We start from the raw sequence: 11505 nt of genomic DNA, 5'->3' as shown, positions 1-11505 counted from the left end.
TCTCAGGTCGTGCGGTCGGACTTACGGTCGGTCGGGTGGTCGAAGGCGAGTCGCAGCGCGGCGACACAGCGGTCGTACTTCTCGCGCAGCTCGCGCTCGTCGGCACCGCCGGTGAAGATGTGCGCCACCTCGTAGCTGTAGCTGTCCTGCTGGTCGACGTCCGACAGGCGCTGCCCCTCGTCGGGCACGATGTCGATCCGGACGCCGGGTATCTCCTTCTCGATGCGGGCCAGTTCTTCGGGCGCCGGCACCTCGCGCACGACCCCGTCGGCGAACCAGCGGTAGTACCACTTGGCGGCCAGGGCGTACGGCCCCTGCCCGGGCGAGATGGCCGGGTCCTCGCCCAGGGCGAGGGCGAGCATGCAGTGGTGGTTGGCCACGCCGTCGACGTAGGCGAAGAGTTCGGCGTGCGCCTGGGAGTGGCGGGGGTTGATCTCCAGGATCGAGATGTCGTCGGTGGCCGGGTCGTAGAAGAACTCGATGCTGAACGTCGCCTGCCGCCAGCCGATGTGCCGCATGACCCGCCTCGACACCTCGCGCAGGCGCTGCTGCACCGGATCCGGCAGGGCCGAGGGGTACTGGTGGCGCAGGAAGCTGGTGGAATCCGGGTAGTTGATCGAGTCGAGAACGCCGTACACGGTGATCTCGCCGTCGTGCTCGTACCCCTCGACCGCGACCTGGACGCCGTTGAGCGTCTCCTCGGCGAGGCAGACTCGGCCGCCGACCCCGGCCATCTCCTGGGGCAGGTCGAGCTGGTCAAGGATGTAGTCGAAGGGGCGGCCGACGCGGTGGATGCCCTGGCCGATGTGCTCGACGGCGGTGCGAAATTCTTTGATGTCCCCTACTCCGTAGGCGAGTTCGGATGAGTACGACAGCGCCGGCTTGAGCCACATCGGGAACCGCACACCCTCCGGCGGCTGCGGGTCGGTCGCGTCGAGATCAACCCGGCCGAAGCGCGGATGCTCCGTGGCGACCTCCTGCTGTACGAGACGGCTCCAGTACTTGTGCTCGCACTTGACCACCGATTCCAGACTGGTGGCGCGCGTCCCGTATTCCTTTCCGAGCAGCGCGACCAGCGTGCTCACGGGGAAGTCCCAGTAGCCGACGATCGCGTCGACCGGTTCGTCGAAGCCGTCCAGCACGCTCCGGGCCCGGTCGAGCAGGTCCGGTACGGCCACCTCGCCGTGCTGGAGCTCCTGGATGGTCAGGAGGCGGTGGAAACGCAGCTCTTCGGCGCGGGTTACGGCCCGCAGGGTCCGCAGATTGGCCTGGTCGAGACCGACGACGAATACGTTGCGGGGGCGTGGGCTCACTGACGGCTCCAGGGGTCGGTGCATGGAGCCGGGCGAGTACCCGCGAGACGATCAGGCACACGGCGAGAGCCTCAACGGCGTCATCTGTCCGCGCAGGACCCAGAGCGATCGAGACTGCCTTGATGGAACAGGGCGACTGACGCCGTGAAATGTGGCGGTGGGTTCCCGGGGTGGGCGTCGGCCACCTTGGCGACATTGGCAGGTCAAGGGCGGACCTGAGACGCCGACGGAGGCCGCCCTGGAGAACCGACGCAGGGTGCCCGGCTCCCGGCGTGGTCTCAGCGGCGGCCGGGGCAGCTCTGATCGATGCGACTGAGGTGTTCACGCTGGGCGTCCTTGCTCAGAGGATGCGCGGATGCAGTCCGGGATGAATGGGCCCAACCCGGGAACTCTGACACAGGCACCACGGCATGGGCTCCCGGGCCGGTGGCCGATTCACGTCGGGAGCTTGACTGCCATGCGCGCACTGTCCCTCGTCTGTTCGTTGAACACCTCGCCCACCTCCTCCAGCAGCCAGTTGCTCGCGGAACAGGTGATCGCCGAGTTCCGGGGCTTGGTTTGAAGGGAGAGATCATCCCTTGAGCGTCTGCCAGCGAGCCCTGGAGCGACTGGACGCCGAACTCTCCGGGACGGACGACGAGGGTCGTCTCCTCGCCTACAACGAGCTCACCGCTTTCGCGGTCGTGGGCAACGAGGACGGTACCCACGAGGTGAGCGCCGGCGTCTTCCAGGGCCTCAACGACATCGGCTTCTCGCTCTCGCGCCGGGGCGGTCACCCATGGGTTCGCGAAGCCCAGCGGGGCACCGACTTCCAGGACCTCAAGGAGACGCCGGACGCCGTGAAGACGACGACACACACGCTCGCCGCCAACGCCGTGCACCTGGCTCACCAGCTCACCGGCCACCCCTGTCCGCCGAGGTGAAACCCCGCGGAATCGCCTCTACAACGTCACTGACTTCACCGCTGCCGACCGTCCGAGGAGACTCGATGTCTGAGACTGTGCCCCTGGCCTACAAGGGGCTCCACCTGATGCCCCCGTGGTTCGTGGTCCTGATCGGCGTGCTTGCCGTCGTCGGAATCGTGTTGGCCTACCGCCGATCCCGACGCTAGGGGCGGGCAGGGGACCACCCCGACGATCAAGCCGTCGGAGCGGAGGACATGGAACCTGCTCAGCTGGGAGCCGGAGAACCTTCCGCAGCATGGCGCACGGTGGACCCGTCGTCTGGCACAGGTGCTGCACCAGGGGTGCAGTCCCAGACGGAGCGCGTCAGGGCGATGACCCGGAGCCGATGGTGTTTACGTTTCACGCCAATTTGCTCGTTTCCGGTAGGAACGCGGCAGTGGGGTACTCGGCCAATATGTTTGCTTCCCAGACCCTCGCGGCCCAAGGCTCGGCATCGTTCTTCCTGATCGTCGCCGGGTTTGTGGTTGTCGCCCTCCTGATCGGCGCGTTCTGGTACGGCACCCGTCGCGCGGCGAACCGCAAGACTCCAGGCGCCCGTCCCGCAGGCCATGGGCCAGAGGCGGCGCCGCGGCAGGGCTCCTGGACGACGCCCGACGAGAGCGGTGATGGGCAGACGCGTCGTTGACCGGTCGTCCTTGTCGCACCCAGCACTCGCCTCGAACCTGCAACCCCAGGCTCGGCGGCCGCGACCCGGGCGGAGCCCTGCGGCTCCACTCGACAGACCCCTCGTACGAGGCCTTGTGCCGCGGACGAAGGACCCTGAAGGCAAGCGGTGTCGAACACAGCCGCAACTCGCGGAGCACTACCCGCCGGACCACTGCCGCGCCGTGAACGCGACGACACGGCGGTCGAGTTGTGGAGGAGGGACGTCTTGCCGCGGGCAAGAGCACCACGGCGGCGCTCGGTGCCTGGGTCCGCCCTGCGGGACGAGGCCAGCCAGTCGCCTGCTCCGCTGCGATCCGCGGGACCTGGGGGCGCCGGGGGCTGCACGCCCGTGGTGAGGCTACGCGGAAGAGGAGCGGGCCGGGTGTCGATGGCAGGGACTGCTCTGCTACCAGCGGGGTCGGCGCTCGCGGATGCTCCAGGCAGTCCGCGAGAACCGGGGCCGCCGGGGCAGCCGAAGGGCTTCGGCCACGGGACCTGGGCGACCTGGTCGAGCGGGCCCGCATCCATCTCGGCGGACCCATCGTGCTTCTCCGGGGCGACGTGCGTCGCCGGCTCACTGCCGGGACAAGCACGTTCATCGATGCGAACGCCACCTGGCTCGTCATCTTCCAGCTGCCCGCCCACACTCTCGACTTGAAGCCGCAAGAGGGCATTTGCTGGTCGGCGCCGGCCCGAACATGGGCGGCTGACGGAGCATGCTCCCGTCAAGTGAGGGGGTATTCGATGGAAGACCGGGCCTCCCGGCTGACAGGCTCTGGGTATGAGTCCTCGGCCCGACGACGTATCCAACCCCTCCTGGCTGGGCAAGCCGATCGACGTTCGCCTGCTGTTCGAGCCAGAGCTGGCTTCGCTCCTCGACGTGCTACGCGGTCTGCGGCGCAATGAGTGGAGCAAGCCCGCGGTCCCGGGCTGGACAGTGCACGACCTTGCCGCCCACATCCTCGGTGACCTCCACGGCCGTCTCGGCTGGAGCACAGAGGGCCATCAGCGCACCATGGCGGCTGGAGAGACGCTGGAAGCGTTCATCCACCGGGTCAACCAGGAATGGATAGACCTCCACACCGATCACAGCCCCGCCGAGCTCATCGAGGCTCTGGAACTGGCCGGGACCCAGGCCGCCTGTCAATTCGAGGGCGCCGACCTCGACTCAACGGGCCTGGGAGTGTCCTGGGCAGGGACCGACCCGGCGCCCATGTGGCTGGATCTCGCCCGGGAGTTCACCGAGTACTGGACCCACCGCCAGCAGATCCGCCACGCCACCGGCCGAGACACCGACCCGGAGCCCAACGCCCTGTCCGTGGTCCTGGACACCTTCATGAGGGCCTTGCCCCACACGCTGCGTCACACGCCCGCGCCCGCTGGGACACAACTCCAGGTGGTCATCGGTGAGCCGGCCGCCGTCACTTGGACCGTGACCGCCACCGCGGACCGCTGGTCACTGGCCGCGGCACCCCGCGGGCGGCCAGCCGCATCAGTGCGGCTGGACCCAGAAACCGCCTGGCGACTCTGCACCCGTGGCATTGATCCTTCCACTGCCCTTGCCCGAGTCCGCATCAGCGGCGAGCGCCGGATTGCCGAAGCTGCCTGCCAGATCGTGTCCATCGTCTACTGATGAACGCTGCCGCGGCGAGGGCCATTGTCGCGGCGTGTCGCCGCCGGCCACAGATGGCAGATCACGCATTCAAGTTCAGTACCGTCACGGCCGGCTGACGCAGCGCCGCCGTCTGACGTGGGACCACGAAGCCCTCCCGCAGAGATCGCGGACGGTGACCCACAGGGCGATGGACAACAAGTGTTCCGCGAGCCGACCGGAGAATCTGGCGGTGGCCGAGGGGCTACGCCGGGCCGTCGGCGTGGCCGGTTCGCCAGGCCCAGGCGGCGATCTCGACGCGGTTTCGGGCGGCGAGCTTGAGCTGGATGCTGGTGAGGTGTGTCTTCACGGTCGAGAGGGAGACGAAGAGGGAGGCGGCGATCTCGGCATTGGTGTGGCCGAGGGCTACCAGGCGTACGACGTCCAACTCGCGTTCGGTCAGGGGATCTTGGGGCACGGAGGAGGCGGGCGTGGTAGCCACTGCCTCCTTCGCCCGTCCCTGTCCGTGTTTCCGGCCCTGGGCGGCGGTGATGTGCTTGAGGAGGCGGACGGTGACCGACGGGGAAACCAACGAGTCGCCGACCGCCGCGGCGCGGACGGCCTCGGCGAGCAGGGTCGGCCCGGAGTCCTTGAGGAGGAAGCCGCAGGCACCGCTGTTCAGTGCGCCATAGACGTACTCGTCGAGGTCGAAGGTGGTCACCACGACGACCCGCATCGGGGCGGCGACATCCGGTCCGGCCAGCATGCGGGTGGCCTCCAGCCCGTCCAGCTTCGGCATCCGGATGTCCAGCAGGCATACGTCGGGCCGCAGTCGCCTGGCCAGCGTCACGGCCTCTTCCCCGTCGCAGGCCTCGGCCACCACGGTGATGTCCGGCTGTGCGTCGAGGAAGAACCGGAATCCCGTACGGACCATGTCCTGGTCGTCGGCGATCAGCACACGGATCGGAGCACGCTCACGGTCACGATCGTTCATGGGCGCATCTTGCCTGAACGTGGGAGAGAAGGGCGGACCGTGCCCCGCACGGGGCACGGAGAACTGCGAGACCTGGGGGCGCCTCCCGGCCGAAGGCCGGGAGACCATGGACGGCCCGCGGCCAGGCCACGACCCACCCGCTCTGCCGCCCGCAGGGGCCCGGCCCGCCCATCAGTCCGGCTCCTGAGCCGGACTGAGAGTGACGGCCCGCAACAGCGGCCGACTCGCACCGATCGCCGCGAACATCGCCCCCGCGCCAAGCACCACACACGCGGCCAGTTGCAGCGCACCGGCCGTGTTGATGGTGGTGCCAACCGCCTTGTTGAGCTGCATCGCGCCGTAGACACCGCACCCCGTCATGGTCCCGGCGAGGAGGACCAGCGGGACCACCGTCTCGCGGACCCGGGCCCGGTCCAGCACCCGCAGTGGCGTACCGGCCAGCCGCAGCCTGCCGTACACCCGGCGGCGGTCCAGAACGTTGGCCGCGGCCGTGAGACCGGCGGAAGCGGTGGCGACGAGGAAGCTCAGGGTCACTGTCGCCAGGCTGAGGTTCCGCAGCTGGCCGGTGGAGAAGTCGTCCACGGCGGTGAAGTACTTGTCGGTGTAGGCCGGTGCCGCGCGGTTCAGCGGTGCCAGCACGGTCACGGCGGTGTCGACCCGGGCCGGGCCGCCGGAGATCTTGGCCGTGACGCCCGTGTTGCCCAGCAGCAGCGACTCGTCGGCCCGGTCGCCCGTACGGATCCGGACGGTGGCGGGCACCCCGGCTTGCTTCAGCAGTGTGCGGGCCCGGTCGGCGGTCTCCCGTACGGTGCCGGGCGTGTGGGTTCCGCCCGGCGTGGCCACGGCGACCTGATGAGGGTAGGTGAAACCGCCGACGTCCAGGTGCGCCACCGAGAAGAACCCGGCCACGAAGCCCGCCAGGACCAGGCCGCTGACGGTGCGCCAGGCGCCGCGCGGGTCGTCGCTGAGCCTGCGGGCGGCCAGCAGCGTGGCGGGACGACGGGCGAAGCGGCCCATGATCCCGCCGAGCCGGTCCACGGCCCAGGGGCCGACGATCCAGAACGCCCCGTAAAAGAGGATCATCAGCGCGACGATCTGGGGAGTCCTGAGGCCGCCGCCCCGGGCCGTGGTGACGACGTAGAGCACGAGGCCGACGAACAGGGCCAGGCGGATCATGCGGGTGCGCCGCGGGTCGGACTGCTGGGCGACGCCCAGCGGTGAACGGACCACCTCGCGCAGCGCGCTGACCGCGCTGAGTGCGGTGAGCAGGGCCCCCCGGCGACGACGCCGAGGAGGGCGGGTGCCCCGACCCACAGGTCACCGGCGAACCAGGTGCCGATGCCGTACGGGAGGCGGGCCAGGGCGGGCAGCAGCGCGCCGTAGGCGAGGGCGCCCGCGGCCGCTCCCGCCCCGCCGACGGCCGCCGCCTCGGCTCCGGTCATCGCGAGGATCTGCCGGGGCGTGGCGCCGGCCAACCGCAGGGCGGCGAGCCGCTGTTCGCGGCGGGCGGCGCCGAGCCGCCCGGCGGCGCTGGCCAGCACGATCACCGGCACGACGAGCAGACCGACGCCCAGCAGCATGCCGTCCCTGTCCTGGGCGGTGAACGCGTTCGAGGTGGTGCCGGAGAAATCGGAGACGACGGCCCGGCCGGTCAGACCGGTTTCCAGGACGGCCTCGCCCGCGGCCTTGGACACCGTGGGGTCGGAGGGAGCACGGCCGATCACGGCGAGGAGTTCGTCGGGGGCGGCCAGGCCGGCGTCACCGACCGTCCCGTACGCCGAGGGCTTGGGGAAGCGGTCGGCGAGCTGGTTCGTGGGCAGCTTGTGCATCAGCTCGGCGAGGGCGGGCGAGAGGTTGACCTGCCCCGGCTTCGGGAAGGCGGTCAGGCCCGGCGGGGCGGGGGTGACCCGGTGGCCGGGCAGGTGGGCGAGGTTGACGACGGTGACCGGTTCGCCGCGTACGAAGGTGGTGGCCAGGGCCTGGATGGCGGTGCCGTGTCTGTCGGGGTGCGGTGTGCGCCAGTCGGTGCGGTCTGCGCGGGCGCCGGCGCCCAGCCAGGCTGCGGTCAGGGCCAGCAGCACGAGTGCGCTGACGGCGGCGGCGCCTGCGGCCAGTAGGTGGGACTGCAGGCCGCGGCGCCCGGAGCGGCGGGCCAGGTGCCAGGTCAGTGGCAGGAGGGAGGGCATGGAGGGCTCCGAACGTACGGGGCGGGCGTGTTGGGTGTCGGGTGCGGGCCGGTGGGGGCTGGTCGCGCAGTTCCCCGCGCCCCTGAAGGGCGCGGAGGCCGGCGCAGATCAACGGGGGCGCGGTCGCTGCGAGGCCGCTCCGTCAGGGCGCTGTCGTGTACTGGATGTGGCCGTGCACGCGGCCGTCGCGGACCTGGAGGATGCGGTCGCAGTGGGCGGCGACATCGGCGTCGTGGGTGACCATGACCAGGGAGGCGCCCTGCTCGCGGGTGACGGAGGTGAGCAGCCGGACGACCTCCTCGCCGGTGGACTGGTCCAGCGCGCCGGTCGGTTCGTCGGCGAAGACCACGTCCGGTTCGGCCACCAGCGCGCGGGCGATCGCCACCCGTTGGGCCTGCCCACCGGACAGCTGCCCGGGGCGGCGCTGTTCCAGACCTTCCAGGCCGAGCGGGGCGAACCAGCGGCGGGCCCGTGCGACGGCGTGCTTGCGGAGCATGCCCTCCAGCATCAACGGCAGGGCGACGTTCTCCTCGGCCGGCAGTTCGGGAAGCAGTTGGCCGGACTGGAAGACGAATCCGAAGCGTCGGCGCCGCAGCGCGCTGAGCCGGTTCTCGCCCCAGTGGTCGATGCGTTCGCCGCGCAGCAGGACCTGCCCGTCGTCCGGGCGGATGATCCCGGCGAGGGTGTGCAGGAGCGTGGACTTGCCGGACCCGGAGGGGCCCATGATGGCCAGCGACTCGCGCTCGCCGACTGCCACGTCGACTCCGGCGAGTGCCGTGGCGGACGCGTACTTTTTGACCAGGCCGAGCCCGGACAGGACGGTGCCCATGATCGTGTGCCGTTCCCTTCTCGGTGGTTCGTGGCGGCGCGCGTGTCTCAGCGCTCGAACTTCCAGGTGATCGACGTGTCGTCGGCCTTGACGACGCTCACCGGGATCTCCACCCGCTTGCCGTCCGCCTCCGCGGTGCATGTGAGGGACGCGCCCGTCACCGCCTTCAGCCCGCTCGGGCAGGACACCGGGCCGATGTCCCGGCCGATCCAGGGCAGCGGCCGGTACTTGGACCGGATGCGACCGTCGAGTATCCGGGCGCTGAGAGCCTTGTGGCCGTCCACTGTCACCGTGGAGTAGCTGTCCAGCTCTGTGGTGGACTGCGTGCCGCTGACCGCGTACGTCACTCCGGCACCGCCACCGACGAGGGCGACTGCCGTGACGCCGATGACGATCAAGTGCTTGCGCTGCATGGCGCTTCTCCTGAGGTCGAGGTGTTCGATGTGCCTCGACTCTCGCCGCCCGACGGCACTGCGCACCTCGGCCGAACGGCCACTGTCGGCGGGTCCGTTCGCGACCGGGTCAGCCGTTCGGCCGATCCCCTGCCCCCGGCCGCTCCGTACGCTCGGCGAGGTGAACCTCAAGCCTCCGGTCGACGACCCCGCCGCGCCCCGTGCCCGCAGACAGAGCTGTCTGCGGGCGGTCGGCATCACCGTGCTGGTCCTGCTGGCCCTCACGGATCTGGTGATCACAGCCAACGACGGCGGCGCCCTGCGGCCGTTGTTGGTGGTGCTGCCGCTCGGTCTCGCCGCCGTGCTCTGGCCAGCCGCGCGTCAGCCGGCCTGGCTCACCCCTCAGCTGCGTACGGCCGTACCCGCGGGCGTCTCCCTGGTGATCACGGCCGTGGCCGCCCCGACCGGCCGGCTGGAGGAGTTCGGGCCCGGTGAGAGTGCGATCCTGCTCTGCCTGTTGCTGGTCGCCGTCCGCGGCTGCCCGCCGCGCTGGGTGGTCGCGTGCTCCGTACTGGACGGCGTGGCCGTGGTCGTGCTGCCGCTGCGCATGATCCGCAGCTCCCTCGGTGACAGCGGCACGGCGGGCATGACCGGGGCTGTCCTGGTGCTCGTGCTGCTGGTCGCCATCATGGCGGGGCTCGGCGGCTATCTGCGGGTCCTGGACCACCGGCGCGGTGTCGCGGTCACCGAGACCCGCCGCTCCGAACGCCTCGCCATGGCGGCCGATCTGCACGACTTCGTAGCGCACCACGTCACCGGCATCCTGGTCCAGACACAGATGGCCCGCATGATGGCCGTCACCGAACCCGAGAACCTGGACCCGGTCCTGGCAGGCATCCAGAACGCCGCCACCGAGGCGCTCTCCTCGATGCGCCGCACGGTCGGCATCCTGCGTGAGGGCCCGCAGGACCTGGCCGCTCCGGAGCCGGTCGACCGGCATCCGGCGGCCGATCTGTCGTCGCTCGTGGACCTGGTCGAGGGCTTCGGCGGTTTCGTCGGCCCGAAAGCCGTGCTGCTCCGTGATCCCTCGGTGCCCGCAGACCTGCCGCACGAGGTGCAGGCCGCCGCGCACCGCGTGGTCCAGGAGGCGCTGACAAACGTACGCCGTCACGCGGCCGACGCCGCCGAGGTCACCGTCGGCCTGACGTACGAGGACGGCATGCTGCGGGTGCTGGTGCGCGACGACGGCCGTGGCGGCACGCAGATGCCGCATGCCGCCCGTGGCGGCGGCTTCGGCATCGTCGGTCTCACCGAACGCGTCACCGCCCTCGGCGGCGTACTGCACACCGGCCCTCGCCCGGACGTCGGCTGGGAGGTCATGGCCCTGCTCCCCACGGTGGCGACGAGCACGAGGCGACTCGCCCTCTGAGGCAGCCACCCCTCAAGGACATCGGTCCGGCGGCGGGAGTGATCGTCGGGTGCGACCGTCTCACCGGGCTGGGCGGTAACGGCGCGGGCTGCCGCGCAGAACGCGATCAACTGGCCCGAGAAGTACCTGCCCGGTACAGGAGACAACTTCGTCTCCAACGAGGTGATCGTGGCCGGTGTGAATGCCGCGGATGTCTGGCGGTACCTGATCGACACCTCCCAGTGGGAGGGCTACTACGACAACGTCGCCGGACGTCGTGGCACGATCAGTATCTGACGTCCAGTCAGATCATCGAGGTGGGAGCGGTCATGGAGTCGGTGTCGGTCGGTGGTGGGGTGCGGATCGCGTACGAGCGTTGTGGGGCCGGGCGGCCGGTTGTCCTCGTAGGGGGTACCGGGATGCCGCCGGTCGCATGGGAACTGTGCGGCCTGCGCGGCGCGTTGGTCGACGCGGGCTTCGAGGTGGTGACGTATGCCGCGCGTGGGGTGGCACCTTCCGACGCACCGCCTGCCCCGTACACGGTCGAGGCCCTCGCCGCGGACCTGGCCGGCCTGCTGGACGCACTGGACCTGACCGCTGTCACGGTCATCGGCTACTCGCTCGGCAGCTTCACCGCCGAACTTCTGGCCCGTACCCGCCCGGATCTGGTGCGCGCGGCGGTGCTTCTGGCCGGTGCCGGGCCGCTGACGGCAGTGCTGGACGCCTTCCTGCAGGCGGGGAACGAACTGGCCTCGGCCACCGGTCATGTGCCTCCGGCGTTCACGAAACTGCAGACCCTGCTGACCTCACTGTCACCGGAGGTACTGCGCGAGGACGAGGAACAGGTGCGCACCTGGCTGGAGTTGCTCGACGCCCAGGAGTCGGTGTGGGCATCGGCCGAGGGAGCGACCGGACAGTGGGCCGCCTCCGGCCGGTGGGTGCGGGACGGGCACCGCATGTCCGCCCTCGCGGACATCCACCAGCCGGTACTCGTCGCGGCGTTCGAGCACGACCTGTACTTCCCGGTGCGGTCCGGAAAGGCCGCGGTCGAGGTGCTTCCCCGGGGAGAGTTCGTCGCGATACCCGGGGCCGCTCACGCGGGTCTGCTGACCCATCCGAAGGAGACCACCGAGGCACTCCTCGGCTTCCTCGCCCGCACCTGAACATGGCGGTCGGGCGCGA

Annotated in this window: 11 protein-coding genes and 2 pseudogenes; 7 read left to right on the top strand and 6 right to left on the bottom strand. The window is 70.5% G+C overall.

Annotation, left to right across the window (positions count from 1 at the left end; genetic code table 11):
* Positions 1-2 precede the first annotated feature (2 nt).
* Complete coding sequence (locus JEQ17_RS02710; protein ID WP_234048024.1) at positions 3-1313, bottom strand: ATP-grasp domain-containing protein; 1311 nt, start codon at positions 1311-1313, stop codon at positions 3-5.
* A 457-nt stretch (positions 1314-1770) separates the two neighbouring features.
* Between JEQ17_RS02710 and JEQ17_RS02705 the strand changes: the two are divergent.
* The 5 genes and pseudogenes from JEQ17_RS02705 to JEQ17_RS02695 all read left to right on the top strand — a co-directional run bounded on the left by JEQ17_RS02705 (position 1771) and on the right by JEQ17_RS02695 (position 4556).
* A pseudogene (locus JEQ17_RS02705) lies at positions 1771-2236 on the top strand (NADPH-dependent oxidoreductase).
* Positions 2237-2301: 65 nt separating this feature from the next.
* Complete coding sequence (locus tag JEQ17_RS50440) at positions 2302-2424, top strand: hypothetical protein (protein ID WP_267924743.1); 123 nt, start codon at positions 2302-2304, stop codon at positions 2422-2424.
* 248 nt (positions 2425-2672) lie between these two features.
* The gene (locus tag JEQ17_RS02700) at positions 2673-2903 is read left to right on the top strand and encodes a DUF6479 family protein (RefSeq protein ID WP_200393654.1); all 231 of its coding nucleotides are present in this window, start codon (positions 2673-2675) and stop codon (positions 2901-2903) included.
* Positions 2904-3109: 206 nt separating this feature from the next.
* Positions 3110-3598, top strand: a pseudogene (locus tag JEQ17_RS51035) (IS630 family transposase); the annotation flags it as partial.
* A gap of 106 nt (positions 3599-3704) precedes the next feature.
* Positions 3705-4556, top strand: a complete 852-nt coding sequence (locus tag JEQ17_RS02695) for a maleylpyruvate isomerase family mycothiol-dependent enzyme (RefSeq protein WP_200393653.1) — start codon at positions 3705-3707, stop codon at positions 4554-4556.
* Between the two features lie 223 nt (positions 4557-4779).
* Here the strand turns inward: JEQ17_RS02695 and JEQ17_RS02690 are convergent, their stop codons facing one another.
* From JEQ17_RS02690 to JEQ17_RS02675, 5 genes are all read right to left on the bottom strand, one after another.
* Positions 4780-5508, bottom strand: a complete 729-nt coding sequence (locus tag JEQ17_RS02690; RefSeq protein ID WP_200393652.1) for a response regulator — start codon at positions 5506-5508, stop codon at positions 4780-4782.
* 171 nt (positions 5509-5679) lie between these two features.
* On the bottom strand, positions 5680-6738 hold the full coding sequence (locus JEQ17_RS50675) for a hypothetical protein (protein WP_325176238.1): 1059 nt from the start codon (positions 6736-6738) through the stop codon (positions 5680-5682).
* Positions 6681-7694: an FtsX-like permease family protein gene (locus tag JEQ17_RS50670; RefSeq protein WP_325176237.1), complete on the bottom strand. Its 1014-nt coding sequence runs from the start codon at positions 7692-7694 to the stop codon at positions 6681-6683. The genes JEQ17_RS50675 and JEQ17_RS50670 overlap by 58 nt, the downstream gene beginning before the upstream one ends.
* 142 nt (positions 7695-7836) lie before the next feature.
* Positions 7837-8523 (bottom strand): ABC transporter ATP-binding protein, encoded by a 687-nt coding sequence (locus JEQ17_RS02680; RefSeq protein WP_200393651.1) that lies wholly within the window; start codon positions 8521-8523, stop codon positions 7837-7839.
* Positions 8524-8570: 47 nt separating this feature from the next.
* A complete protein-coding gene (locus tag JEQ17_RS02675; protein WP_200393650.1) occupies positions 8571-8936 on the bottom strand; it encodes a DUF4333 domain-containing protein in 366 nt (121 codons plus the stop codon).
* Between the two features lie 160 nt (positions 8937-9096).
* Here JEQ17_RS02675 and JEQ17_RS02670 point away from each other — a divergent pair, with 160 nt between their 5' ends.
* Complete coding sequence (locus tag JEQ17_RS02670) at positions 9097-10344, top strand: sensor histidine kinase (protein WP_234048023.1); 1248 nt, start codon at positions 9097-9099, stop codon at positions 10342-10344.
* A gap of 308 nt (positions 10345-10652) precedes the next feature.
* On the top strand, positions 10653-11486 hold the full coding sequence (locus JEQ17_RS02660) for an alpha/beta fold hydrolase (protein ID WP_200393648.1): 834 nt from the start codon (positions 10653-10655) through the stop codon (positions 11484-11486).
* Positions 11487-11505 lie beyond the last annotated feature (19 nt).

This window comes from Streptomyces liliifuscus, from assembly GCF_016598615.1.
Classification (GTDB): Bacteria; Actinomycetota; Actinomycetes; order Streptomycetales; family Streptomycetaceae; genus Streptomyces; species Streptomyces liliifuscus.
The sequence above is the reverse complement of the archived record's forward strand: the minus strand, read 5'-3'. Positions and strand labels throughout refer to the sequence as shown.

Excerpts from the sequence above, each read along its gene's own strand:
- JEQ17_RS50670 (WP_325176237.1), bottom strand. The coding sequence starts at position 7,694 with ATGCCCTCCCTCCTGCCACTGACCTGGCACCTGGCCCGCCGCTCCGGG.
- JEQ17_RS02680 (WP_200393651.1), bottom strand. The coding sequence starts at position 8,523 with ATGGGCACCGTCCTGTCCGGGCTCGGCCTGGTCAAAAAGTACGCGTCC.
- JEQ17_RS50440 (WP_267924743.1), top strand. The coding sequence starts at position 2,302 with ATGTCTGAGACTGTGCCCCTGGCCTACAAGGGGCTCCACCTGATGCCC.
- JEQ17_RS02675 (WP_200393650.1), bottom strand. The coding sequence starts at position 8,936 with ATGCAGCGCAAGCACTTGATCGTCATCGGCGTCACGGCAGTCGCCCTC.
- JEQ17_RS02660 (WP_200393648.1), top strand. The coding sequence starts at position 10,653 with ATGGAGTCGGTGTCGGTCGGTGGTGGGGTGCGGATCGCGTACGAGCGT.
- JEQ17_RS02695 (WP_200393653.1), top strand. The coding sequence starts at position 3,705 with ATGAGTCCTCGGCCCGACGACGTATCCAACCCCTCCTGGCTGGGCAAG.
- JEQ17_RS02700 (WP_200393654.1), top strand. The coding sequence starts at position 2,673 with ATGTTTGCTTCCCAGACCCTCGCGGCCCAAGGCTCGGCATCGTTCTTC.
- JEQ17_RS02690 (WP_200393652.1), bottom strand. The coding sequence starts at position 5,508 with ATGAACGATCGTGACCGTGAGCGTGCTCCGATCCGTGTGCTGATCGCC.